Raw genomic sequence first — 25,759 nt, 5'->3', positions numbered from 1 at the left:
TCGGGAAAAAAAGCAGCAAGGATGGTGGCCCCTTCAAGTGGGCTGGCGTTTTCGTTTATTTCTCTCGTTCTGGTCTCCTCTGCTATTGGCCGAGGATATGGTACGTTGTCTTGTTTTATGCGCGTTGGTGAGTATGGCTGCCCAGGCTCTGTCTCTGCCGTCGGCTATGGCCCAGGCGGTGTCGCCAGACACGGTGCAACTACAGACAATAACCATTTCGGGCAACCGGTATTCAAAATATGCCGCCGGTTCCCGCACCCAGACGCTTGACTCCCTTTTGCTGCAGCGCCAGCCGGGCATTACCCTGGCCGAGGTGCTCCAGCAGCGCAGCCCCCTGTACCTCAAGAGCTATGGCAACGGCATGACCGCTACCGTTGCGTTCAGGGGGACCACCGCCAGCCACACCGCCGTGCTTTGGAACGGGTTCAACATTGCGCTGCCTACGTTGGGTCTCTCAGATTTCGCGCTATTGCCGCCGTCGGCCAACGCCACGGTGCACCTGCAGCACGGGCCCAGCGGCGCCCTGCACGGGAGCGGCTCTCTGGGCGGGGCCGTGGTGCTGGAAAACCCGGCGTCTTTCCGACCGCTCCGGCAGGTGCAGGTACAGCAGGAAGCGGGCAGTTTCGGGCACCGCCGCACCGCCGCCCAGGGCGCTTTTTCCAATGGCCGCCTGGCGCTCTCCTCCTCGTTTACGCGCACTGCGGCAGATAATGATTTTAGATTCCGGAATACTGCCGTCTTCGGTCAGCCCTATGAAACCCAGCAGAACGCCGCCTTCTCGCAAACCAGCCTGGCCCAGGACCTGCATTATAAAATCAATCAAGACCACCGGGTTTCTGTGAGGGGATGGTACGTGAAGACCGACCGGCAAATACAGCCTTCCATGGGCAGCGCCAATACCCACGCCCGGCAGCATGATGAGAACCTGCGCCTGATGGGCGAATGGCAGGGACAGGTGGCCAGAGGCACCACCACCGCCCGGGTCGCCTACTTCCAGGACCGCCTGGATTTCCAGGACGATGGGGTTCTTTCCCTCTCCAAGGTACATACCTACCAAAGCCAGCTGGAGCATGAACGGGCACTGCGGCCAAACCTGCTGTTACAGGTGGGCGCGGAAGGGCAGTTGTTCCAGGCCAATATGAAGGAGTACGGCGGCGCCATTCAGGAGCAGCGCTTTTCAGTCTACAGCTGGCTAAGGTATGACCCGCTGCCCCAACTGCAACTGAGCCTGAATTTGCGGCAGGCCTGGGTGAAAGGCTTTAACCCTCCCCTCACCCCCACGCTGGGCGCCAACTACCATATCTGGCAAACGCCGCAGCACACCCTCACCGCCAAAGCCAACGTGTCGCGCAGCTACCGGGTGCCTACCCTCAATGACCGTTTCTGGCGCCCCGGCGGCAACCCTAACTTACAGCCCGAAAACGGCTGGGGATATGAAGCCGGGCTGGCGCACCAGTACGAGCGAAAAGCCGTCACTGGAAAAACAGAGGCCACCGTTTACCGCCTGCGGGTGCAGGACTGGATTCAATGGCAACCCGCCACGGCCGGCTATTCAGAGCCGGTCAACCTGAGTCAGGTGCTGGGGCATGGCGCCGAACTGGATTCGCGCTGGCATTACCAGGCATCAGAGAAAACAGCCTTGTCTGCCGGGGCCGCCTATGCCTACACCATCTCGCAGCAGAAACTGCCAGACGCGCGGGCGCACTTCATCAACCGCCAACTTTTCTATGTGCCCAAACACAAGGTAGCCGGCTGGGCCGAAGCTCGGTTCCAGACGTGGTGGCTGTCTATGGATGCCGCCTTTACTGATAGGCGCTTCTCAGATAATGACAACAACAACTGGCTTGCTGCCTATGCCCTGGCCAATGCCAGTCTGGGAAAGGCCTTTACCTGGCGCACTATGGAGGCGCAACTCATGGCCCATGTGCAGAACCTTACCAATACCACCTACCAGACCATGGCGTTCCGGGCTATGCCGTCCCGTTCATTCAGGCTATCACTCTCCCTTAAATGGGCCACACACCCTTAATTCAATATGTTTTCTTCTTCTATCCACCATCAACTATGAAAGTACCCATGCTTAAAAAGTATCTTCCCTTCCTTTTGCTGGGAGGCCTTTTCCTGACTTCTTGCGACAAGGAGGACGAGCCCAATGAAGCCCCAAAGGGCGCCTATGAAAAAGGGGTCTTTATCCTGAACGAAGGCGGCTTTGGCACCCCTACCTCTGAGGTGAGCTACCTCTCCCGCGATGCTAAGACCTTTTCGCCAGAAGTGTTCAAACAAGTAAACGGCCGTCCTCTGGGCGATGCCGGCCAGTCCATAATGTTTGTAGGAGACAAGGCCTATATAGCGGTGAACAACAGTGAGAAAATTGAGGTAGTCAATGCCAACACCTTTGCCTCTGTTGGCGTAATCAATGGCTTGAAAATTCCCCGGTACATGGCGGCCCTTAATGCCACCAAAGCCTACGTGACCGAATATGTGGGGTATGGCTTTCAGGGATATACCGGCACGGGCCGGGTATCTGTCCTGAACCTGGCTACCAACACCGTTACCAAAACCATTAACGTAGGTCTGTTGCCGGAAGGACTGTTGCTTTACAACGGAAAACTATACGTGGCCAACAGTGATGGCAACACGGTTTCGGTCATCAATACCACCTCTGATGAAGTGGAAACCACCCTTACCGTAGGACAAGCCCCCAAACACCTGGTGCTGGATGGCAACAATAAAATCTGGGTTTTAAGAGGCGGTTATTCCGGTCCCGGGGCTTTGGTTAAAATCGACCCAGCCAATAATAATGCCCTTACCACTTTCAACTTCCCGGCAGGAACCAGCAGCGCCGGGCAATTGGTGATTAATGGCGCTAAAAACACTTTATTTTATTCTTACAACGGCAAGCTATATGCCATGTCTACCAGCGCCACCGCGGCCTCCACTACCCCCCTTCTGCACCGCGACCCTTACGGCCTGGGCATTGACCCCGAAACCGGAACGCTCTACCTAGGGGTGGGCGGTTATTCTTCCAATGGCTGGGCCGTGCGTTATCAGCCTACCGGCGGAGCCGCTATTGACTCGTTCCAGGTACGTATCTTGCCCAACGGCTTTTATTTCAGATAAGCTGTTTTAGGCCCGTTTTTCGAAAAATAGCCCCAAAACAGAAAAGCCTGCCCCTTAAGAGGCAGGCTTTTCTGTTTAATGCAATCAAGAGACTATTGGTCTTTTTTATTCTGGGTCTTAGCCGCAGCGCCAAACCCTTGCTCCTGGGTACTGTCATTGCGGTTCCTCATTTTCTCCTGCTGTTCATCATAGATCTTCTGGTTGGCAGGGTTGCGCTCGTCTTTCACGTCCTCGGTATTGTCTGAGGTGCCTTCAGCGTTATGCTCAGTGGGGCTTTTGTCTTTAAAGTCGCTTTCCTCTACGTTCACTTCCCCTTTATCTGTGCCGGTGCTGCAGGCGGCGGTACCGGTTAGCAGGGCGCCTCCTACAAGTAATGTATAGGCAAGGCGTTTACAGGTCTTTATTTGCTTTTTCATGGTAGTAAGTTCTGTTTAAACAGTCTGCGGCAAGTATGCGGTAGTTGCCTTGTAGCAGGTAGTACGCGCTTCTCTGGTTTTGAGTTAACCACCCCTGGCTGTTGTTCCTATTCTAATAAACCAGCTGCACTGGGTGCAGAATTGAGACTCCTCCTAACCCAAAGTTTTACCACCACCGTACAAGAGTGTACTCTGCGCCTATAGCCAGAGCAGAAGCAATATCTCAAACTATTTAACCATAAGGAGAAAGAGCCATGACCAAAGGAAGCGATAACAGCCCGAAACAAAACAGACCCAACCAGGACAATAGCTGGCAGGACATCCAAAGCCAGGATGACAACCTCAACAACAGCAACCGCCATAATAATAACCCTCCGTTTGAAGGTTCCCCTGAAACGCAGTCGCACCCCCACGCCCGCAAGGATCAGGAGCACATGGACCACCAGCATCCTCAAAACCCCAACAGCAGCACAGGCCCGGGCGTAAGCGGACGGCCCAACAGCATGCGTAACCAAGGCACCGAGGAAAGCACTAACAAACCACATTTTCAGGATGGTCCGGTACCGGGCGGCGCCGATAACACCCGCGGCGAGAACGTTCCGTCAAGTGAAGGCCACGGCGGCGGCGCCAAAAAAGCCAAGTTCCATCCAGAGGCCAATAGCCCGCAGGGCTCTAACGCCAATAGCTCAGACACCCGCGGCGCCGACAGCTCTGATAAGGAGTTCAGGAACAACCAGCCCAACGCCAGCACGCTGGAAGGCTACCGAGGAGACGCCAGCCTGGCAGATGACGTGAAAGACGCCAAGAAAGGCGAGTAATTTTTTTTGCGTTTACAAAAGGAAACCAGCCGTTTTAGGCCTGTTTTCAGCAAAAGACCCGGGAAACGCCCGGGTCTTTTGTTTTTGTACAATAGCCAGACCATGGGTTTAGGCAAGAAGCAGGCTTTGCCGTATCTTCGCGGCCAGGTCTGCTTTACAGACGGAAAGACAAGGACGTATGCAGGAAGCGCAATTCAATGTGATTACCCCAGAGGTAGTGGCCCAGAGCCTCTCCTACTCAGAATATTTGCAACTGGTACAGGAGGCCGTGGCCCAGGAGAAAACCACCGGGCTGGAGCAATCTGCCTTTCTGGCCCAACTCACCAAAGACAACCTGGCCATTATGGAGCGCACCTACCAGTCGCCCCTGAACCAGGACCTGGTAGAGCAGGTGCAAAGCCTGCCGCAGCCGCAGCTGTGGCTGGTGCTCACAGAGGCCTGGTGCGGGGATGCCGCCATCCATGTGCCGGTGCTGGCCGCCATCGCGGAGCAATCAACGCACATTACCCTCAGGACCATTCTGCGCACAGAGCAGCCCCAGGTCATGGACGCTTACCTGACCAACGGCGGGAAAAGCATTCCCAAGCTCATTGCCCTGCACGCCGATACGCTGCAGCCTCTGGGAAGCTGGGGACCGCGGCCAAAGGAACTGCAGGACTACGTGCTGGAACTGAAACAACAGAATCTGCCCATCACTGACTTTATCACGCAGGCCCTGCAACGCTCTGAAGATGACAACGGCTTCGCCCTGCAGGCGGAGTTGCTACACGTACTGCCCCACTGGATACGCACCTCACTGGCATAGGCATGGCGAAGACTGTTAAGAGACACCCCTTCCAGCGGTACTGGCGCCGGGACCTGCTCATTGCCGCCCTCATCAGTATGCTGCTGTCCATGGCCTTGATCCTGTACACCTTCGGGTTCCCCGATGATTTCATTTTCAGGCTGTTCAACACGTTTCTGGGCATTTTCATCCTGATGGCCGGTACTGCGTTTGTGATTGTGCCCACGGTGAACTGGGCGTTTATGCGGTTTTCGGGCAAGAAGCCTAAAGTGGTCTCGTCAGCCCCTAAAAGGAACGTTCCCCGGGTACGCACCCGGGAGTCTTAGCAGACCCGGGAAAAAGGCGAGTGCACTTCTTTGGGGTTTTCTTTGTTATTTTAGCACCTGAGTACCTTTTGACGTTAACCCCATGGAACAGCACCTTCATATCAAAAACATGGTTTGCCCGCGCTGCATTGCTACCGTGACCGAGGTATTGACGGGCCAGGGCCTTACCGTACAGGACGTGAAACTCGGCGAAGCCACCGTGACCACTGAGAAGAAAGTGAATGTACCGGCGCTTTCTGAGGCGCTGCAGGCCCACGGCTTTGAACTGCTCCAGGAAAAAGACGAACAACTCACCGATCTTATCAAAACCACCTTGCTGGAGTACCAGCGCCAGCTGGAGGAGGAGTACCAGCCCATGACCACGTCTGTGTACCTGTCTGAGAAACTGGGCATGTCTTACCAGCACCTGAGCAAGGTGTTCTCGCAGCACACCGGCACTACCCTGGAGAAATACCTGATCCGGTTAAAGATTGAGCGCGTGAAAGAACTCATTTCTTACGGCCAGCTTACCCTTAGTGAGATTGCCCACCGCCTGCAGTACAGCAGCGTGCAACACCTTTCCAACCAGTTCAAGAAAGTCACCGGCGTCTCGGTGACAGACTACAAGAAAGCCCCTTCGGTAGACCGCCTTCCCCTGGACAGCCTGGCCTAGAAAGGAATTCTGTACACCTTGCTTTTAATTTTATAAAACGGCTGCCTGCTTTTGGGCGTAAACCCCTATTACCTTTTGGCTTTGTTTCTTTCTGAGGCGGCCACAGGTATTAAATAGAGCGTGAGTGTGCTTATCAAGTTTCACCTATAAAACTCTGAACTATGCACAATTCACAAAACCAACCAGCCATTGACGCGCTCATGGCGTGTATCTTAGAATGTGAGCACTGCGCCACCGCCTGTCTGCAGGAAGAAGACGTGAAGATGATGGTCCGCTGTATTCAGCTGGACCGTGACTGCGCCGATATCTGCAAACTGACCATGACGCTGCTGGCCCGCGGTTCTGAGCACGGCAAACATCTATTACGTGAATGTATGGAAGTTTGTGAGGCCTGCGCCGCTGAATGCGGTAAGCACCACCATGAGCACTGCCAACGCTGCGCCGAAGCCTGCCGCAGATGCGCAGAGGCCTGCCGGTCATTGGCTGCGTAAGGGTACCCCCGTACAGAGAACAGGACAGCCGGAAATTCCGGCTGTTTCTTTTTAGGGCCGGTCCTGATTTTTAGAAATGGTCTTTTTCCCGCGCATCTAATCTTGTTAACCGGCAACAGAATCATATAACGCCGTTGCAGACAGGGACCGTTTTCTTTGCCCCAGAAACTAATTCTAGCGTACAACCCACATCTCTTTTAGTTGGCCATGGCAGAAACCCATTCACATTCCCACGCGCACGGTTCCCATGGGCACAGCCACGGCTTGCCCGCCTCGGGTAGGTTGAACACCGCCTTCTTGGTGGGCATTGGGCTGAACGTGCTGTTTGTGGTGCTAGAGGCCGGGGCCGGTTGGTGGTACAATTCGCTGGCGCTGCTCACAGACGCGGGGCATAATTTCACAGACGTCATCAGTCTGTTGCTCGCTTTTTTCGCGCTCAAGATCTCTAAGCGCAAACCCACCGGCCGCTTTACCTACGGCTTCGGGAAAAGTACCACATTGGTCTCTTTGCTGAACGCGGTGCTGTTGCTGCTGGCCGTGGGCGCCATTGGCTGGGAGGCCATAGAGCGTCTGGGCGCACCCCCGGCCCTGAACGGGACCGCCATCTCCATTGTCTCCGGCATTGGCATTTTTATCAACGCCGGCACCGCTCTGCTTTTCTTCCGGGACAAAGAACATGACATTAACGTGAAAGGCGCCTACCTGCACATGGCCGCCGATGCGCTAGTGAGCCTGGGCGTAGTGGCGGCCGGGATAGTTATTTTCTACACCAATTGGTTCTGGATAGATGCCGTCATCAGTCTGGTTATTATGGCTATTATTGTCTGGAGTACCTGGAGCCTCTTAATGGAGTCTTTGCACCTTACCCTGGATGCCGTACCCCAGGGCGTTGATCTGGAGGCTATCAGAAACTACCTGAAAAGCATCTCCGGCGTGGCCGAAATCCATGATCTGCACGTGTGGGCCATGAGCAGCACCGAGAACGCCCTTACCGCCCACCTAGTGGTAGACGAGCAGTACAAGGAAGACCAACTGGCCCAGATCCGAACGCACCTCCACGAGGAGTTCCACCTGAACCACGTGACCCTGCAGGTGGAACGCGGTCCCGACGGCCACGCCTGCGCCGATGCCGGGGCCTACCATTGATTCCGTTTTACGCCCGTTTTCCGGAAAACACCCCCAAAACGGCTAACCTCCTTTTTACAAACGCGCGTATAGAAGTACGGACCAAACCTTCATGCCTTATGCGTACTGAGTATAAACCCGCGATTGATGCGTTGCTGGCCTGTATTGCCGCCTGCGACCACTGTGCCACCGCCTGCCTGCAGGAAGACGATGTCAAAAAGATGGCCCGCTGCATTCACCTGAGCCTGGACTGCGCCGATTACTGCAGCCTCACCGCCTCGTTTTTGTCTAAAGGCTCAGAGCATGCCCGTCTAGTGGTGCGCCAATGCGTTGAGATCTGCGAGGCCTGCGCCGTAGAGTGTGAACGCCACGCCCATGACCATTGCCAGGCCTGCGCCGAAACCTGCCGCCATTGCGTAGAAGTGTGTAAGGACCTCATTCCTAAAACTGATAGCCTCAGCGCCATTCTGGCCGCCGCCTCAGAATCTGAATAAGCGTTTTAAGCCTGTTTTTTTCCAAGACAGCCCCAAACCATACCAAAGCCTCCTTTTCTGTCCCGCAGAAAAGGAGGCTTTTACTTTTCACCCGGGAACCTGAAAGCGTGGCCAAAATCTTACACACCTTCCCTAAAATTCTATGAATACCAGCGCAATGGGGCCTTCTACTTTTGCAGGTACTAATCCTAAAGTGTGATGCAACCCACCCACCTTTCTTCTACTGAAAGCCCTGTCTATGATGCCCTGGTCATTGGTGCCGGTCAGGCCGGTTTGGCCATGGGATATTATCTCCAGCAGCAAGACAAACGGTTCCTGCTCTTGGACAAGAATAAAGCCGTGGGCCAGTCCTGGGCAGAGCGGTACAGGTCATTGAGGCTGTTCACACCGGCGGCGTACTGCCATTTGCCGGGCTGGCCGCTTTCCTCGCCCAACGGCACTTACCCCACCAAAGACCAGATTGCCACCTACCTGCAAGAATACGCCCGGCACTTTCAGTTACCCGTGCTATTAAACCAAACGGTTAGCGCCCTTACCAAAAACGGAGGCATTTTTCAGGTGCAGACGCAGCAGCAGGTTTTCCAGGCCAGGCAGGTGATTATTGCCACCGGACCTTTCCAGACGCCTTTCGTGCCAACCTTCTCCCCGGCCCCAGCCTCCGGAATTCTGCAGCTGCATTCCTCCGCTTACCAGGAACCGGGGCAACTGCCCCCCGGGAAGGTGCTGGTGGTGGGCGCGGGAAACTCGGGGGCGCAGATTACCGTGGAACTCAGCCAAACACATGAGGTAAATCTATCCGTCAGGAAACCCCCAAGGTTCTCCTCGCTCCGGAAGTTGGGTAAAAGCGTGTTTTGGTGGGCTACTAAAACCGGGGCCATCTTCGCACCGCCCCATTCTTTTCTGGGCAAGAAGATGCTCCGGCAGACGGATGTGATCTACGGGCGGGAACTGGAGCAGGCCCTTCAGAAAAAATCCATAACGCTGCGGCCAGAGCTTTCCAGGTTTAACGTACCAGAGGCGCTGTTTCAGGATGGGAGCAATACCGCCTTTTCCAGCATAGTTTGGTGCACGGGTTTCCAATCTGATTATAGCTGGTTGCAGGTCAAGAACGCATTGGACCCAGGTGGCCAACCCTTGCACCAGGAGGGCATCAGTCCGGTGGCTGGGTTGTTTTACCTGGGGTTACAGTGGCAGCGCAGCCGAAGCTCCGCGTTACTGTTGGGCGCCGGTCGGGACGCGCACTTCCTCGCGCAGCGGTTGGCATAGAATTTTGTAAAACAAAGATACAAAGCTGTAACGCCGCCGCCCTTGTGGGCCGTATCTTTGTATTGTACCCTGAAACCGATACATCCTCCTGAAAATGGAAACGATACAGAAAACTAAAAAGGCCATCAAAGACACCTTCCCGGTAGAGGGCATGACCTGCGCGGCCTGCGCTGGAAGCGTGGAGTCTATGCTCCAGGCCCAGCCAGGCGTGCAGAGCGCGGCCGTGAACTTCGCCGGCAAAACGGTGCTGGTGGAGTATGCCCCGGGCACCGACCTGGCCAAGCTGCAGCAAGCCCTACAGAGCGTGGGCTATGACATGCTCATTCAGAAAGAGGAAGCCACCCCCGAGGCCAAAGAGGCCCGCGAGCAGGAAGCCTATGCGGCCATCAAGCATAAAACCATCTGGGCGGTGGCCCTATCCATTCCGGTGGTCGTCATTGGCATGTTCTTTCATCACCTGCCCTACGGCAATTGGATTATGCTGGCGCTTACCATTCCGGTGGTGTTCTGGTTTGGCCGCAGCTTCTTTGTGAACGCCGTAAAGCAGGCCCGTCACGGCAAAGCCAACATGGACACCCTGGTGGCCCTGAGCACCGGCATTGCGTTTCTGTTCAGTGTCTTCAACACCGTTTACCCCCAATTTTTCCTATCCAGAGGCCTGGAGCCGCACGTGTATTTTGAGGCCGCCACGGTGATTATTGCCTTTATCTTGCTGGGTAAACTGCTGGAGGAAAGAGCCAAGTCCAGAACCTCGGGAGCCATTAAGAAACTGATGGGACTGCAACCAAAGTCAGTAAAAGCGCTGCGCAACGGGCAGGAAATAGAACTGCCTATTGAACAGGTGCTGGTGGGTGATGTTCTGATTATCCGCCCTGGCGAAAAGATCCCGGTAGATGGCCGCGTGATCAGCGGTTCTTCTTATCTGGACGAGAGCATGATTAGCGGCGAGCCGATTCCGGTGCAGAAAACCAAAGACGACCAGGTCTTCACAGGCACCATCAACCAGAAAGGCAGCCTGCAGATCTCCGCGGAGAAAGTGGGCGCCCAGACGCTTCTGGCCCAGATCATTAAACTGGTGCAGGAAGCGCAGGGCTCCAAAGCCCCCGTGCAGAAACTCACGGATAAAATCGCCGGCATCTTCGTGCCCGTGGTCATTGTCATTGCCTTGCTGAGTTTTGCGGGTTGGTACTTCCTGGGCGGCGACAACAACATGACCCACGGCTTGCTGGCCCTCATTACGGTGCTCATTATCGCCTGCCCCTGCGCCCTGGGGCTAGCCACGCCCACAGCTATTATGGTGGGCGTAGGCCGCGGGGCTGAACAGGGGATTCTGATCAAAGACGCCGAGAGCTTGGAACTGGCGCACAAACTCACGGCCATCGTGCTGGACAAAACCGGCACCATCACCAAGGGCAAACCCGAAGTCACCGAGCTGCAATGGACGGTCCCTGCAGCGGCCCAGGCGGAGTTGGCCGGCGTGTTACTCGCCATTGAAAACCAAAGTGAGCACCCGCTGGCCGAGGCTGTGTCTAAGTACCTTTTAGAGCAAGGCGTGCAACCGGCGGCGCTGGAGCATTTTGAAAGCATTACCGGCCGGGGCGTGCAGGCGGAGTACCAGGGCCACACCTTCTGGCTGGGCAACGAGAAACTCATGCAGGAGAACAACCTCCAGTTTAGGGCAGATTTGGAAAAAACGGCTCAGAAACTCAAAACCGAGGCCAAGACCGTGGTTTTTGCCGGAACTCAGGGCCAGGTGGTGGCGCTCATTGCCATTGCCGATGCCATTAAAGACACCTCGGCGCAAGCCGTGAAAGACCTGCAGGACCTGGGGCTACAAGTCTACATGCTCACCGGCGACAATGCCCAGACCGCCGCGGCCGTGGCCAAACAGGTGGGGCTACAACACTACAAAGCCGAGGTGATGCCCCAGGACAAAGGCGACTTTGTGCAGGAGCTCCAGCGACAGGGCCACGTGGTGGGCATGGTAGGCGACGGTATCAATGACTCGCAGGCGCTGGCCCTGGCAGACGTGGGCATTGCCATGGGCCGCGGCACCGACATTGCCATGGACGTAGCCAAAATCACGCTTATGCACTCAGACCTGCGGGCCATTCCCAAGGCCATAAAACTGAGCAAGGCCACTGTACGCACTATCCACCAGAACCTGTTCTGGGCGTTTATCTATAACGTGATAGGTATACCCGTGGCGGCGGGCTTGCTCTACCCTATCTGGGGCTTCCTGCTGGACCCCATGATTGCCGGCGCGGCCATGGCCCTTAGCTCTGTGTCTGTGGTCACCAACAGTTTGCGCCTGCGCACGTTGAAGCTTTAATTGATTGTTCAATTGCTGATTGCTTTTGAGCAGTCCTTCTTAATTTTAAAACCTAAATCTTAATTGATATGAGTACTCAGAAATTCAAAACCAATATTAAGTGCGGTGGCTGTATCAGTACCGTTACCCCTGTGCTGGACAAAACGCCGGGTATCTATAAATGGGAGGTAGACACCAACAACCCAGACAAAATCCTGACCATTGAAGGAGATGCCACCTCTGAAGCCGTGATCAAAGCGGTGCAGGGTGCCGGCTTTACCGCTACCGAGCTAAAGGACTAACTCCATTCTCCTATCAGAAAACAAAAAGGCCACCTGCGATAAAGGTGGCCTTTTGTTTTCCCAGTTCCTCAGCATTCTGCATGCTTTCAATTTTATCCATAAGTTTACGGGCCCAGCACTTGTTGGCAAACCTTAGGCCCTGGCATGACCCGTTATTTTCTGATTCTTCTCTTCTTATTTCTTGGGGTCATCGGCACCTGCCCGGCCCAGACCACAGATACGGTAGCTGCCTCTACCCAGGAACCCAGTCACCGCTACCTTCTGCTTACCAAAGTTGGGACGGCGGTCCGGTACAGAATCTATACAGGCGAGAACATTACCTTTCAGTTGGTAGGCGAAAAACAGATGCGATCAGGCGCGGTGCAAGGCTTCCGGGGGAACTCTTTTTATGTGCAGGGTATGGAAGTTCCTTTGAAAACGGTGGAAAAGGTCAGGCTCAGAAACCACACCGGCGGGCGTAAGGTGGCCAACTTTGGGGGCAGTTTTCTCAAAACTGCAGGCGCCGTCTTCACCCTGGTGGGCGCCATTAATTTCTTTGCCAATGCTGATGACCGCAAAGACGGCCTGCAGACCATGGGCGCGGCCATCACCTTATATGGCGCCGGCATTGGTTTGCACGCGCTTAGAAAAGGCACCTACACCCTCAACAGTAAGTGGCAACTCAAGATCATGGAGATGTATTAGCACCAGCGTCTCTGACTTTTAAGGGTGAAGGCCCTTACCCCACCCGCTACTTTTTATCAGAGGCCCAGGGGGTAAGTTTCCAGACTTCCATCAGGGTAACGGCGGCGGCGGCTAACCCGGCAGCTACCTTCCATTCGTCCCAACCAAAGTCAGCCGGAATAGAGAAGATTTCGCGCACGCCCGGCAGCACCGTGAGGCCATACAACCCGAAGCACAGCAACACCGCCCCCAACACATATTTGTTCTCAAAGAAACCCGCACCTATTGCGGTTTGTGTATTAGAACGGGCGGCAAAGGTCTGTAGCGTTCGGGCCAGAATCAAGGTGGTAAAGGCCATGGCAATGCTCATCTCCGGGGACTGCTGTAAGCCCAGCCACTGCGAGACAATCACCGCGGCACCAATCAAGACGCCCCGCGCAATTACAGATTTCATCATGCCGCCGGCAAAAATACCCTCATTGATATCACGCGGTTTACGGCGCATCACGTTGGGTTCGGCTTTCTCCATGCCCAGCGCAATAGCCGGCAAGGAGTCATTCAAAAGGTTGATAAACAGCAACTGAATGGGGTTGAACGGGTTGACCCAGTCCAGGGCCAGCGCGAACAGAATGGCAATGATGGCGCCCAGGTTCCCGGCAAACAGGTAGGCGATGGCTTTCTTGATGTTGTCAAACACGGTTCGGCCCACGGCCACGGCGCTCACAATAGACACGAAATTATCATCCGTGAGAATCATAGCCGAGGCGTCCTTGGCCACGTCGGTGCCGCTGCCCATGGCCACGCCAATGTCGGCCTGTTTAAGGGCGGGGGCATCGTTCACCCCGTCGCCGGTCATGGCCGTCACCTTGCCTTTTCGTTGCCAGGCGCGTACAATGCGTATTTTATTTTCCGGCGATACCCGGGCGTATACCGAGATCCTTTCCAGCTTCTGGTCCAGTTCTTCTTCAGAGAGATCATCCAGTTCCTGGCCGGTGAGGGCAATGTCCTGCTCCTCCATGAGGCCAATCTGGCGAGCAATGGCCTGGGCGGTGGTTTTGTGGTCACCCGTAATCATGACTGACTTGATTCCTGCTTTTCGGGCTTCCTCAATAGAGTCAAAGACTTCTTCGCGGGGCGGGTCTATCATGGCTTTGAGCCCTACCAGCACCAGATCTTTCTCGTCTTCAAAGGTAATGGTGCCAGAGGTAAACAGTGGCTTATACCCGAAGGCCAGCACGCGCAGCGCCCGGTCAGAGAATTCCTCAATCTGCTGGCGTATTCCCTCCAGTAACTCAGGCGTAACGGGTTTTTCCTCGCCGTCTACCAGTACATGGCTGCACCTGGCCAGCACCACATCCGGTCCGCCTTTGGTCAAAAGCATGCGCTGCTCGTCAATGGTATGCACCGTAGACATGAGCTTGCGGTCTGAGTCAAAAGGGAGCTCGGCCTGCCGGGGAAATTCTCTTCTCAGTTTGGCGTAGGGCTGTTTTTTTGAGTTACTGTAGGCAATGAGGGCCACCTCAGTGGGGTCACCCAGTTCGGCGCCGTCCTGGTTGATGTGGGCGTCATTGCAGAGCACGGCCACCTGCATGAGCCACCGCTCAGACACCGACCATTGCTCCGGGTCTTCGGTATACTGTTCCTCTGAGCGGCCGGGCACATAGGAATCTACCACGGTCATCTTGTTCTGGGTGAGCGTGCCGGTTTTGTCTGTGCAGATAACGCTGGTAGAACCCAGGGTCTCCACGGCGGGCAGTTTCCGGATGATGGCGTGGCGGCGGGCCATCTTGTGGGTACCTACGGCCAGCACAATGGTCACAATAGAAGAAAGCGCCTCTGGAATGGCCGCCACCGCCACGGCCACTGCAAACATAAAGGCCTTGAGCAGCGCCCCGGTCATGTCTTCGGTTTCTACGCCGGTCCAGACCCTGAAGGCCTCTACCCCGAAGATAAGGATACAGAGCGCCAGAATGACCCAGCCCAGCTTCTTGCTGAACGCGGCCAGCTTACGCTGAAGCGGGGTTTGTTTGGCTTCCGCTGAAGCCAGTAAACCAGCTATTTTGCCTATCTCGGTTTTTTCGGCGGTAGCCGTCACCACAAAATTGCCCCGGCCATACACCACCAGCGCCCCGCTGTAGACCATGTTCTTGCGGTCGCCCAGGGCGGATTCCCCGGGGATGGGTTCTGTGTGTTTTTCTACCGGTTCAGACTCACCGGTGAGCATGCCTTCATTCACACGCAGGGAACTACTTTCCAAAATCCGTCCGTCGGCGGCCACAAAATCGCCGGCCTCCAGGGCCACCACGTCGCCGGGTACCAGCTCGCGGGCCGCCAGGGTCTGCTTCACTCCATCGCGCAATACCTTGGCAGAAGGCGCCGACATCTGCCGGAGCGCGTCCAGAGCGCCTTCGGCTTTTTTGGTCTGCACCACGCCCACCACGGCGTTCAGCACCAGCACCGCGAAGATGATGACCGCTTCTATGACTTCGCCCAGCGCCAACTGCACCACAGCCGCCAGGAGGAGCACAATCACCATGGGGTCTTTGAAGGTCTCCAGAATCAGTTTCCAGACGGGGTCCCGGTCGGCTTCTTTGAGTTCATTGTACCCATGGGTCTGTAGCCGTTGCTGCGCCTCTGCAGAAGTGAGCCCCTGGGCCGAAGTGGTTAGGTCCTGTAAGACATCTTGAACGGGCTGCTGGTAAGATTCCATGAGGTTTGCTAAGGTTTACTTCTGGATAACGTTCTCCAATTGCCTGTGCTGTATTTGCCTGGGCAATTCTTTTCTCTTTACCCTTTTTGGGGTAAAACCGGTTTTACCTTTTACTTGTTTAAAACCAGCAGGTTAAGGCCGGCCGTGACTTTAAAAGAAACCAGGTTTCCATTCTGGGGCCGTTTTCAGGAAAACAGGCCTAAAACGGACCTTACGTTTCTAAGAACGCCTCCAACCCTGCTTCCGCGCGTGACGCGACAAACTCTATTATCCTGAGGTCGGCGAGATCCTGGTACACGAAGGGGTCTTCCTGCATGAGTTCTTCCACCTCGGCTTTGCTGGCTGCCTGGCAGAAGATGAGGCCGCCGGTGCGCGGCTCTTTTCTTCCGGACGCCAGAAAATGACCGCTGGCGTAGCCTTTCTCCACAAAGGCCAGGTGCTCGGCCAGAAACGGGGCTACTTCTTCAAAGGGTCCTTTGTAGGTTAGTTCTATCAGAAACATAGGCAAGTAGTTGGTGAGAATGCAAAGCTAACCGCTTCTTCCGTTTCAGGCCTGTTTTCTGGAAAACTATCCTAAAACGGACTTTCCCGCTTGGCACTTAAACCCTTCTTGCCGCAAGAGGTTATAACCCCAAGGGATGCGCTGCGTTTTAACGGACCAGTTTCCCCTGTCTAAAGCATTACCAACTCAAATGAAGAAAGCGTCCGCTGGAGTCCGCACGCATAGCTACTAATTACCTTACATACCCTTATTATTTTTTGTCCTCCTGAAAGGACCTTGCGGGCGAACGACAGTAGCGAGCCATCCATGTCATTACCGTTCGCTACCAAGATCCTTCCAGGAGGACAAAGAGAGAAAAGAGCTTTTAAAGGACAGAGAGAGTAGCATATTCAAAAGGCAAGCGGACCTCAGCGGACGCTCGCGCCATGGAAGAAGTTGAGCCAGTAGATTTCCTACCCACTTTCCCGCATCGAACCTAAACCCTGCTAATGCTGTTTCTTCCTCACTTATCCTGCGTTGCGTTTTGGACCTGTTTTCCGGAAAATGGCCCTAAAACGGCTTTTTGAAAGGCATACCTCAGAACTCCAGACTCAGCCCGCTTTGTAGTATCTTTGCCCAAAATTGATTCCTTTGACTGCCGCTCCTAAAATCCTGCTCATTACCCCGCCGCTCACGCAGCTCAATACGCCTTACCCCGCCACTGCCTATATCAAAGGCTTTTTAACAGGCCGCGGGTTTGACGTGACGCAGGCAGATTTTGGTCTGGAGCTGGTGCTGCGGCTGTTCTCCCGCAACGGCCTGACCCAGGTATTCCAAACCATTCTGGACGGTAGCTATGAACTTTCCGATAACAGCCAGCGCATGCTGCGGCTGCGGAGGTCGTATCTGGACACCATTGAGCCGGTCATCAAATTCCTGCAGGGTCGCGACAGTACCCTGGCCCACCCTATTGCCATGGGTTCCTTTCTGCCGGAGGCCAGCCGGTTTCTGCAGCTCGCTGACCTGGAAGAAGCCTTCGGGACCATGGGCATCACAGACCGCGCCCAGTACCTGGCCACCCTTTACCTGGAGGACCTCGCGGACTTAATCAAGGAAACTGTTTGCCCCCACTTCGGCTTTAGCCGCTACGCCGATAAACTGGCCATGAGCGCCACGTCTTTTGACCCGCTGGAAAACGAGCTGCAGACCACACCCAACCTGGTAGACCAAATGCTGCTGGATCTTCTGGACGAGCGCCTGCAGGAAGTTCAGCCCGAGGTGGTAGGTTTCTCGGTGCCGTTCCCCGGCAACTTGTACGGGGCGCTGCGTCTGGCCCAGCTTATCAAGCAGAAGTACCCGAACATCAAAACCCTGATGGGCGGCGGTTACCCCAACACTGAACTCAGGACCTTGCGCGAGCCGCGGGTTTTCAAGTATATAGATTATATCACCCTGGATGATGGCGAAGGCCCGTGGCTCAAACTGCTGGAACATTTCCAGGGGCAGCGGGACCAGGAGCAACTGCAACGCACGTTCCTGTTGCAGGACGGTCAGGTGCGATTCCTCAACGGTGCCCAGGACGCCGATATCCCGCATACCGAGGTAGGAACGCCCGATTACAGCGATTTACGGCTGCACGACTACCTGAGCGTGGTAGAGGTGCTCAACCCCATGCACCGCCTCTGGTCAGATGGCCGCTGGAACAAACTTACCATTGCCCACGGCTGCTACTGGAAGCGCTGCTCTTTCTGTGACATCACCCTGGATTATATTTCGCGCTACGAGACGGCGCCTTCTACCCTGCTGGTAGACCGCATTGAGCAGATAATTGCGCAGACGGGGCAAACCGGTTTCCACTTCGTGGATGAGGCCGCCCCGCCCCTGGCCCTGCGTGATTTGGCCATTGAACTATTGCGCCGGGGAGTAAAGATTACCTGGTGGGGAAACATCCGGTTTGAGAAAACCTTTAGCGCAGACTTGTGCCGTCTGCTGGCAGCCAGTGGCTGTATTGCCGTGTCGGGAGGTTTGGAAGTGGCCTCAGACCGCTTGCTGGCGAAGATGGAGAAAGGCGTGAGCATTGCTCAGGTAGCCCGCGTGACCCGCGACTTTACCGCCGCCGGCATTATGGTGCACGCCTATTTGATGTACGGCTTCCCTACGCAGACCGCGCAGGAAACCATTGACTCCCTGGAGATTGTGCGGCAGCTGTTTGAGCAGAACGTGATCCAGTCTGGCTACTGGCACCGGTTCTCCATGACGGCGCACAGCCCCGTAGGCAAAAACCCTGAGAAATACGGCGTGGTGAAAGTAGGCCCGGAACCCGGCCTGTTCGCCGATAATGACCTTTGGCACGATGACCCGCAAGGTGCCGACCATGAACTGTACGGCCCCGGCCTGGCGAAGGCGCTCTATAATTTTATGCACGGTATTGGGCTGGAGGAGCCGCTTTCCTTCTGGTTTGACTTCAAGGTTCCCCGTGTCTCGTTGCCCCGTACTTTGATTGCCCAGGCCGTGGAAACTTTAGGCAAACCTGATGCGGAAAAGCAAAACCTACGCGTTTTCTGGTTGGGCCATGCCCCGGAACTGGATATCCAGACCAAAACCAAGAAAGGCCGCACCTTCCAGAATGCCGTGCTCGTTTTCACCGAGAAAACGGAGGAGTACGAAATCAAAACCTCGCCGGAGGTAGGACAATGGCTCTTTACCTGGCTCACCCGCTTGTCTGAAGACTACGGCACTAAGTACTTGTTGAAAGACATGGCTGAGGATTACCCAGCTGGGCAAATGTTCACCTTCCAGGAGTTCCTGATTACCGATACGTGGCTGGAGTTGCGGGAACGGGGGTTATTGGTGGTGTAAGGAAGATTGGTTTACACCTCCCGCATCATATACAAATCCCGCTGCACATCCTGGCCCAGCACGAAGGTCAGTTCCCCGGCTTCCTTGAACCCGTATTTCTGGTAGAACCGGATGGCCCGCTCGTTGCTTTCCCACACCGTGAGCCATACCACGTCGTGCCCGTTCTCTTTGGCCTTTTCTAAACTCAGTTGCATCAGTTTATCCCCCAATCCGCGGCCGGTCCAGGCTTGCAGTAAATACAGGCGGCTAATCTGGAAGGGCTTTTGCCCAGGAATCTCGGCGGGAGCCGGGGCGGTGTTCCATTTCACATAGGCCACGGCCTCGCCATTTACCTCCACTATCAGAAACTCCGTCTCAGCCTCGGCCAGCTCGGCGGCCTGAAGCTCGGGGGCGTACATGGTGGGGTGAAAGGCTTCCATGTCCTCAGGTTTGTTGTAGGTGGCAAAGGTTTCGTCAAAGGTGCGCCAGCCCAGATCAGCGAGCAAAGGGGCATCAGCCACGGTGCCGGGGCGAAAGGTAAAAACGGAATCTGTAGAAGAAAAGGCCATGGAAAGTACGCTACGGATAAGGGGCAAAGATACGGCGCGGGCATCTTGGAAACAGATACTTACCCAAGCATTTTCTGTTTTGAGGCTGTTTTGGCCAAAACAGGCCAAAAATAAAAGACTTAGAACCTTAGTTGCCAAACACTTCCTAATTTAGATGGTTTCTAAGCATGTACCTACGTATACTACATCTTCAATCAGCCCATAATTACTTACTATATGCCCCAAGACAAAGACCTTGACCAACACCAGCCGTCGGCCGCGGGCGGGCAGCGCATTTCTGAGGCCCGGCGGTCCTTTCTCAAGCAGTCCTCGGTACTCACCGCCTTTGCCTTGACCCCGGGCATTGCCGTGAAAGCCGCCGACCTGAAGCTGGAGGAAAAAATAGCCGATGCCTTTGAGAAGGTGAACGTAACCCTGGACATCAACGGCAAAAAACAAAAGCTTTCCGTGGAACCTCGTACCACCCTACTGGATTTGCTGCGCGAACAACTGCACCTCACCGGCACCAAAAAAGGCTGCGACTACGGTCAGTGCGGCGCCTGCACCGTGCACGTAGACGGGCAGCGGGTGAACTCCTGCCTGACCCTGGCCGTGATGCAGGACGGCAAGAAAATCACCACCATTGAGGGCCTCGCCAACGGCGAAAAATTACACCCCATGCAGGAGGCGTTCATCAAGCATGACGGCTTTCAGTGCGGGTATTGCACCCCAGGGCAGATCATGAGCGCAGTGGCCTGTATCAAGGAAGGCCATGCCGGTTCAGACGACGAGATTCGCGAGTACATGAGCGGAAATATCTGTCGGTGCGGGGCTTACCCCAACATTGTCAACGCCATCAAGGAAGTTAAAAACGGAGGGCAGAAAGTATGATCCCGTTCCAATACGTAAAGCCCGGCAAGCCGCAGGCCGCCATTGATACGGTTGCCAAAGACCAGACCGCTATGTTCATCGCCGGAGGCACCAACCTGTTGGACCTCATGAAACGCGGGGTCATGAACCCTGAGAAACTGGTAGACATCAACAAGCTTCCACTTCGCAAAATTGAGAAAGAAAACGGCAACACTCGCATTGGGGCACTTGCCCTGAACAGCGCCGTGGCCGAGGATAAACTGATACTGGAGAAACACCCGCTGCTGGCGCAGGCCCTCAACGCAGGGGCCTCGGCGCAGCTTAGGAACATGGCCACTGTAGGTGGAAATATCATGCAACGGGTGCGCTGTTCTTACTTTTATGACCTGGCCACACCCTGCAACAAACGTGAACCCGGCTCTGGCTGCAGCGCCCTGCAAGGCTACAACCGCATGCACGCCATCTTCGGGCACAGTGATAAATGTATTGCCGTGAACCCCAGTGACATGAACATTGCCTTGGTGGCACTGGATGCTACCGTGCTGGTCTCTGGGCCAAAAGGCGATAGAAAAATCCCCTTTGCGGAGTTCCACAGGCTGCCCGGCGATACCCCGCACATTGACACCAACCTGCAGAAAGGCGAGTTGATCACGGCCGTAGATATCTCGGAGAACCCGTACCAAAAATACGTGCATTACCTGAAAGTGCGGGACCGCAATTCCTATGCGTTTGCTTTGGTCTCCGTGGCTGCGGCCCTGGACCTGGCCGGAGGCACCATTAAATCTGCTAGACTAGCCATGGGCGGGGTGGCCCACAAGCCCTGGCGCCTAACGGAGGCCGAGCAGTTCCTGGCTGGCAAACCGGCCACGGAAGCTTCTTTCCGGCAAGCCGCTGAGATAGCCATGCGCGGAGCGAAGGCCTTTGAGCACAACCAATTCAAACTGAAACTAGGCCCTAACGTTCTGGTGCAGGCCCTGAAAAACGCGGCAGGCGCCGTTTAACCCCACTCCTCTCCTATATGAAAGATTATTTCTTCCAAGATAACGTGGGCAAGCCCATGGACCGGGTAGATGGCCGCTTCAAAGTTACCGGCGCCGCCAAATACTCCGCGGAATATGCGTTGCCCAACATGGCGCACGCCGTCCTGGTGGGCAGCACTATTGCCAAAGGCCGCATTAAAAGTATTGACACCAAACGCGCCGAGAATTCCCCCGGCGTACTGGCCGTTTTGCATTTCCAGAATGCGCCCAAAGTACCCGGCTACGTGCAGGCCGCGCATCCCTCTGAGCCCAAACCCGTGGGCCAGCCGCACCGCGTGTTCTTCAATGACGAGGTAGATTTCAACGACCAGCCTATTGCCGTGGTGATAGCAGACACCCTGGAGCGCGCCATGTACGCGGCCAAACTGGTAAAAGCACAGTACACTGAAGAGAAGCACGCCACCGATTTCAATAAAAACACCTCCAAGGCTTTTCTGCCCACGGCCGCCCAGCGCAACCCCAAGCACCCGCTGGGAGATTACACCCGGGGCAAGGAAGACGCCTACAAAACCGAGGCGCTCAAAGTCGAGGGCGAGTACGTGATTCCCACGGAGGTGCACCACCCCATGGAACTGCAGGCCATCATTGCGCATTGGGAAGCCGACAACAAGCTTACTGTCTATGACAAGACGCAGGCGGTCATTGGCACTCAGAATGCCTTTGCTAAAGACTGGGGCATACCCGTGGAGAACGTGAAGGTGATTGCCACGTTTGTGGGCGGCGCCTTCGGGAACGGGTTGCACACCTGGCCCCACGAGACGGCCGCCATTATGGCCGCCAAGAAAGTAAACCGCCCCGTGAAACTCATGCTCACCCGCGAGCAGATGTTCACCATGGTGGGGTATCGGCCGCACGCCTGGCAGAAAGTGGGCATGAGCGCCACCAAAGACGGCAAAATCACCGCCATCACGCATGAGGCCATTGGGCAGACGTCTTCTTATGAGGAGTTCACCGAGAGTACCCTGCAGCAGACGCGCATGATGTACACCAGCCCCAACGTGACCACCCGCTACCGCATCCTGCCCCTGGACATCAGCACGCCCATCTGGATGCGCGGTCCCGGCGAAGCAACCGGGGCGTTTGCGCTGGAATCTGCCATGGACGAGATGGCCCACGTGATTGGCATGGACCCGCTGGAGTTCCGCCTGAAAAACCACACCGACAAAGACCCAGAGAAAAACCTGCCCTGGTCTACCAAGTACCTCACGGAGGCCATGCAGATGGGCGCAGAGCGCATTGGTTGGAGCAAACGGCAACTGAAACCGGGCTCCCTGAAAAACGGCGAGTGGCTGGTGGGCTACGGCATGGGCGTGGGCACCTTCGGGGCGAACCGCGGCCGGGCCAAGGTAAAGGCCGTGCTGTATAATAACGGTACGCTGGTCCTGCAAAGCGCTACCACCGATATTGGCCCAGGAACCGGCACGGCCATGGTACAGATTGCGGCCCAGAACCTGGGGATTGCCCCCGAGAAGATTGTGTTTGAACTGGGTAGTTCTTTGTACCCGCCTTCGCCCAGCCAGGGCGGATCGGCTACGGTGGCCAGCGTGGGTTCGGCGGTACACGCCGCCTGTATGGCCCTCAAGCAGAAACTCATGGGCATGGCGGCCGGCAACAAAGACACTGCCTTCAAAGGCGCCACGCTGGAGACCCTGATGTTCAAAGACGGCTATGTCTCCCTGAAAAGCGCCCCTTCTTCCCGCCTGAGTTACGCAGATATTCTAAAGCAACAGAACCTGCCGGAAATTGAGGTAACCGAGGAATCTAAGCCCGACGATGCCCGAACCCGGTATTCCATGTACTCATTCTCGGTGCACTTTGCCGAGGTGCAGGTACACCCCATGACCGGGCAGATTCGCGTGACCAAACTGGTTTCCTGCGCCGATGCCGGCACCGTCATCAACCCCAAAACCGCCGGCAACCAGATGATTGGCGGCGCCGTAGGCGGCATAGGCATGGCCCTCACCGAAGGCGCCGTCATGGACCACCGCTTCGGGCGCTACGTGACCAAGGACTTCGCCGATTACCATTTGCCCGTGCACGCTGATGCGCCAAACATTGAAGCGCTCTTCGTAAACAAGCCTGATATGATCAACAACCCCAACGGCACCAAAGGCATCGGCGAGATTGCCACCATCGGGGTAGCCCCAGCCATTGCCAACGCCATCTTCAACGCCAGCGGCAAACGGATCAGGGAACTGCCTATCACACCGGATAAATTGATTTAACCTGGTTTAATTAAAACATAAAAGCCGCTCTGCAACCAAATGCAGAACGGCTTTCATGTTTAAGGGGTATTTTAAGGTTACTAATAGCTGTTGGCAGAGACACTCGTAGGAGCTGCTATTTCCCTTTTACGCCTGGTTTTCTTGAAACAGGCGTAAAATAGGGATTTACCACAAATCAGGAAGTATTAGTCCCGTTTGGCTTTGAGCAGCTTGCGGAGCTCTGCCAGTTCATCACGGTATTTGGCGGCCTGCAGGAAGTCCAGTTCCTTGGCAGCGGCCTCCATCTGCTTCTCGGTTTTCTTGATCACCTTCTCCAGCTCATCGCGCTTCATGTACTGTACTACTGGGTCTGCGGCAATGGACATGAGGCTTTCATCCGGACCGGCGTAGGCTTTGGGCTCGCGCTTGTTGGAGTCGGCCACGGAGGTCTGGTCCATAATGGCTTCCTTGGATTTGTAGATGGTCTTGGGCGTGATACCGTGCTCCGTGTTATACTCCATTTGAACGGCGCGGCGGCGGTTGGTCTCGTCAATGGAGCGCTGCATGGACCCGGTCATCCGGTCGGCGTACATGATCACCTTGCCGTTCTCGTTCCGCGCGGCCCGACCAATGGTCTGAATCAAGGAACGCTGGTCACGCAGGAAGCCTTCTTTGTCAGCATCCAGAATAGCAACCAGACTTACCTCGGGTAAATCCAGACCTTCGCGAAGCAGGTTTACGCCAATGAGCACGTCAATGACGCCCAGGCGCAGCTCCCGCAGAATCTCCACGCGGTCCAGGGTCTTCACCTCTGAGTGAATGTATTTTACCTTGATGTTGAGGCGCTCCATGTACTTGGTGAGTTCCTCGGCCATGCGTTTGGTAAGGGTAGTCACTAGAATGCGGTCACCTCTCTTAATGCGGTTGTCCACTTCGTCCAGCAGGTCATCAATCTGGTTCTGGCTGGGCCGCACCTCAATCTCGGGGTCCAATAAGCCCGTCGGGCGGATGATCTGCTCCACTACCACGCCTTCCGATTTCTGGATCTCGTAGTCGCCGGGCGTGGCGCTCACGAAGATGACCTGGTGCATGACGCTCTCAAACTCATTGAACGTGAGCGGGCGGTTGTCCATGGCGGCCGGCAGCCGGAAACCGTATTCTACCAGCGCGGTCTTGCGTGAGCGGTCACCGCCCCACATGGCGCGAACTTGTGGCAGGGTTGCGTGGCTCTCGTCAATCACCATCAGGAAATCATCTGGAAAATAGTCAAGCAGGCAGAAGGGACGCGCCCCGGGTTCCCGGCGGTCAAAGTAGCGGGAGTAGTTCTCAATACCCGAGCAGTAGCCCAGCTCCCGGATCATCTCCAGGTCAAACTCGGTACGCTCCTTAATGCGTTTGGCCTCGTTGTCACGGCCCTCCTTGAGGAAGTACTCGTGCTGGGCCACCATGTCAAACTGAATCTCATTAATGGCCTGGTGCAGCGTGTCTTTGCCAGTCACGAACAGGTTGGCCGGGAACAGGGAGATGCTTTCCTCATCGGCCAGCTTGCGGCCACTCTCCGGGTCTATGCGCTGGATGGACTCAATCTCATCGCCCCAGAAATAGATGCGGTAGGCGAAATCGGCGTACGCCGGATAAATGTCCACGGTATCGCCTTTCACCCGGAACGTTCCACGTGTGAACTCTACCTCGGTGCGGCTGTAGAGAATGGACACGAATTGGTACAGGAGGTTGTTGCGGCTTACTTTCATGCCCAGCGCCAGCGGAATCACGTTCTTCCCGAATTCTTCGGGGTTACCGATACCGTAGATACAGGACACGGAAGCCACCACGATCACATCTCTTCTGCCAGAAAGCAGCGCCGAAGTGGCATGGAGCCGAAGCTTTTCAATCTCTTCGTTAATGGCCAGGTCCTTCTCAATGAACACATCAGAGGAGGCGATGTAGGCCTCGGGCTGATAGTAGTCATAGTAGGAGATGAAGTATTCTACCGCGTTGTTAGGGAAGAATTGCTTGAACTCGCCGTAGAGCTGAGCGGCCAGGGTTTTGTTATGGCACAGCACCAGCGTGGGTTTCTGGACTTCCTGGATGAGGTTGGCCACGGTAAACGTTTTACCGGTACCGGTGGCGCCTAGCAATACCTGCGCGTGCTCGCCGCTGCGTACTCCCTGGGTGAGTTGTTTTATGGCCCGGGGCTGATCTCCGGTGGGTTGGAATTCTGAGGTGAGTTGAAATTTCATGTGGTGCGAAATACAATCAAAGATAACGTATTATAACACCAGTAAAAGCAATAGAGTTTA

At 55.6% G+C, this 25,759-nt stretch carries 22 protein-coding genes; 17 read left to right on the top strand and 5 right to left on the bottom strand.

The window, feature by feature from the left end; all coding sequences use genetic code 11:
* The first annotated feature begins 133 nt into the window (after positions 1 to 133).
* On the top strand, positions 134 to 2,029 hold the full coding sequence (locus TH63_RS00920; RefSeq protein ID WP_048919267.1) for a TonB-dependent receptor: 1,896 nt from the start codon (positions 134 to 136) through the stop codon (positions 2,027 to 2,029).
* A 47-nt stretch (positions 2,030 to 2,076) separates the two neighbouring features.
* A complete protein-coding gene (locus TH63_RS00915; protein ID WP_197088613.1) occupies positions 2,077 to 3,120 on the top strand; it encodes a YncE family protein in 1,044 nt (347 codons plus the stop codon).
* Between the two features lie 92 nt (positions 3,121 to 3,212).
* On the opposite strand, the gene TH63_RS00910 is transcribed toward TH63_RS00915, so the two are convergent.
* Complete coding sequence (locus TH63_RS00910) at positions 3,213 to 3,536, bottom strand: hypothetical protein (protein WP_048919265.1); 324 nt, start codon at positions 3,534 to 3,536, stop codon at positions 3,213 to 3,215.
* 254 nt (positions 3,537 to 3,790) lie between these two features.
* Here TH63_RS00910 and TH63_RS00905 point away from each other — a divergent pair, with 254 nt between their 5' ends.
* From TH63_RS00905 to TH63_RS00855, 11 genes are all read left to right on the top strand, one after another.
* The gene (locus tag TH63_RS00905; RefSeq protein WP_156180279.1) at positions 3,791 to 4,354 is read left to right on the top strand and encodes a hypothetical protein; all 564 of its coding nucleotides are present in this window, start codon (positions 3,791 to 3,793) and stop codon (positions 4,352 to 4,354) included.
* A gap of 178 nt (positions 4,355 to 4,532) precedes the next feature.
* Positions 4,533 to 5,159 carry a thioredoxin family protein gene (locus TH63_RS00900; protein ID WP_048919264.1) on the top strand — a complete coding sequence of 209 codons (627 nt, stop codon included), beginning with the start codon at positions 4,533 to 4,535 and terminating at the stop codon, positions 5,157 to 5,159.
* A gap of 2 nt (positions 5,160 to 5,161) precedes the next feature.
* Positions 5,162 to 5,464, top strand: coding sequence for a hypothetical protein (locus TH63_RS00895; RefSeq protein ID WP_048919263.1), 303 nt, complete (start codon positions 5,162 to 5,164; stop codon positions 5,462 to 5,464).
* An 82-nt stretch (positions 5,465 to 5,546) separates the two neighbouring features.
* The gene (locus tag TH63_RS00890) at positions 5,547 to 6,116 is read left to right on the top strand and encodes an AraC family transcriptional regulator (protein WP_048919262.1); all 570 of its coding nucleotides are present in this window, start codon (positions 5,547 to 5,549) and stop codon (positions 6,114 to 6,116) included.
* Positions 6,117 to 6,277: 161 nt separating this feature from the next.
* Complete coding sequence (locus TH63_RS00885; protein WP_048919261.1) at positions 6,278 to 6,607, top strand: four-helix bundle copper-binding protein; 330 nt, start codon at positions 6,278 to 6,280, stop codon at positions 6,605 to 6,607.
* 207 nt (positions 6,608 to 6,814) lie between these two features.
* Positions 6,815 to 7,753, top strand: a complete 939-nt coding sequence (locus tag TH63_RS00880) for a cation diffusion facilitator family transporter (protein ID WP_048922500.1) — start codon at positions 6,815 to 6,817, stop codon at positions 7,751 to 7,753.
* Between the two features lie 98 nt (positions 7,754 to 7,851).
* Entirely contained in the window at positions 7,852 to 8,226 is a 375-nt protein-coding gene (locus TH63_RS00875) for a four-helix bundle copper-binding protein (RefSeq protein ID WP_048922499.1), read from the top strand.
* 198 nt (positions 8,227 to 8,424) lie between these two features.
* Positions 8,425 to 9,492: a flavin-containing monooxygenase gene (locus TH63_RS00870; RefSeq protein ID WP_048919260.1), complete on the top strand. Its 1,068-nt coding sequence runs from the start codon at positions 8,425 to 8,427 to the stop codon at positions 9,490 to 9,492.
* A gap of 94 nt (positions 9,493 to 9,586) precedes the next feature.
* A complete protein-coding gene (locus tag TH63_RS00865) occupies positions 9,587 to 11,824 on the top strand; it encodes a heavy metal translocating P-type ATPase (RefSeq protein WP_048919259.1) in 2,238 nt (745 codons plus the stop codon).
* Positions 11,825 to 11,892: 68 nt separating this feature from the next.
* Positions 11,893 to 12,105, top strand: coding sequence for a heavy-metal-associated domain-containing protein (locus TH63_RS00860; protein ID WP_048919258.1), 213 nt, complete (start codon positions 11,893 to 11,895; stop codon positions 12,103 to 12,105).
* Positions 12,106 to 12,249: 144 nt separating this feature from the next.
* Positions 12,250 to 12,789 (top strand): hypothetical protein, encoded by a 540-nt coding sequence (locus TH63_RS00855; protein ID WP_048919257.1) that lies wholly within the window; start codon positions 12,250 to 12,252, stop codon positions 12,787 to 12,789.
* Positions 12,790 to 12,835: 46 nt separating this feature from the next.
* Here TH63_RS00855 and TH63_RS00850 read toward each other — a convergent pair whose 3' ends face one another.
* Positions 12,836 to 15,478 (bottom strand): cation-translocating P-type ATPase, encoded by a 2,643-nt coding sequence (locus TH63_RS00850; RefSeq protein WP_048919256.1) that lies wholly within the window; start codon positions 15,476 to 15,478, stop codon positions 12,836 to 12,838.
* Between the two features lie 211 nt (positions 15,479 to 15,689).
* The gene (locus TH63_RS00845; RefSeq protein WP_048919255.1) at positions 15,690 to 15,980 is read right to left on the bottom strand and encodes a YciI family protein; all 291 of its coding nucleotides are present in this window, start codon (positions 15,978 to 15,980) and stop codon (positions 15,690 to 15,692) included.
* 630 nt (positions 15,981 to 16,610) lie between these two features.
* Between TH63_RS00845 and TH63_RS00840 the strand changes: the two genes are divergently transcribed.
* A complete protein-coding gene (locus TH63_RS00840; RefSeq protein WP_048922498.1) occupies positions 16,611 to 18,818 on the top strand; it encodes a B12-binding domain-containing radical SAM protein in 2,208 nt (735 codons plus the stop codon).
* 11 nt (positions 18,819 to 18,829) lie between these two features.
* On the opposite strand, the gene TH63_RS00835 is transcribed toward TH63_RS00840, so the two are convergent.
* Entirely contained in the window at positions 18,830 to 19,366 is a 537-nt protein-coding gene (locus TH63_RS00835) for a GNAT family N-acetyltransferase (RefSeq protein ID WP_048922497.1), read from the bottom strand.
* 216 nt (positions 19,367 to 19,582) lie between these two features.
* Here TH63_RS00835 and TH63_RS00830 point away from each other — a divergent pair, with 216 nt between their 5' ends.
* From TH63_RS00830 to TH63_RS00820, 3 genes are read left to right on the top strand one after another with little or no spacing between them, the layout of a single operon-like run.
* A complete protein-coding gene (locus TH63_RS00830; RefSeq protein ID WP_048919254.1) occupies positions 19,583 to 20,236 on the top strand; it encodes a (2Fe-2S)-binding protein in 654 nt (217 codons plus the stop codon).
* Positions 20,233 to 21,216, top strand: coding sequence for an FAD binding domain-containing protein (locus tag TH63_RS00825; protein ID WP_048919253.1), 984 nt, complete (start codon positions 20,233 to 20,235; stop codon positions 21,214 to 21,216). The genes TH63_RS00830 and TH63_RS00825 overlap by 4 nt, the downstream gene beginning before the upstream one ends.
* Positions 21,217 to 21,233: 17 nt before the next feature.
* The gene (locus tag TH63_RS00820; protein ID WP_048919252.1) at positions 21,234 to 23,480 is read left to right on the top strand and encodes a xanthine dehydrogenase family protein molybdopterin-binding subunit; all 2,247 of its coding nucleotides are present in this window, start codon (positions 21,234 to 21,236) and stop codon (positions 23,478 to 23,480) included.
* A 185-nt stretch (positions 23,481 to 23,665) separates the two neighbouring features.
* On the opposite strand, the gene uvrB is transcribed toward TH63_RS00820, so the two are convergent.
* The gene (gene uvrB, locus TH63_RS00815; protein WP_048919251.1) at positions 23,666 to 25,699 is read right to left on the bottom strand and encodes an excinuclease ABC subunit UvrB; all 2,034 of its coding nucleotides are present in this window, start codon (positions 25,697 to 25,699) and stop codon (positions 23,666 to 23,668) included.
* Between the last annotated feature and the right edge of the window lie 60 nt (positions 25,700 to 25,759).

Source organism: Rufibacter radiotolerans, assembly GCF_001078055.1.
GTDB lineage: Bacteria > Bacteroidota > Bacteroidia > Cytophagales > Hymenobacteraceae > Nibribacter > Nibribacter radiotolerans.
The sequence above is the reverse complement of the archived record's forward strand: the minus strand, read 5'-3'. Positions and strand labels throughout refer to the sequence as shown.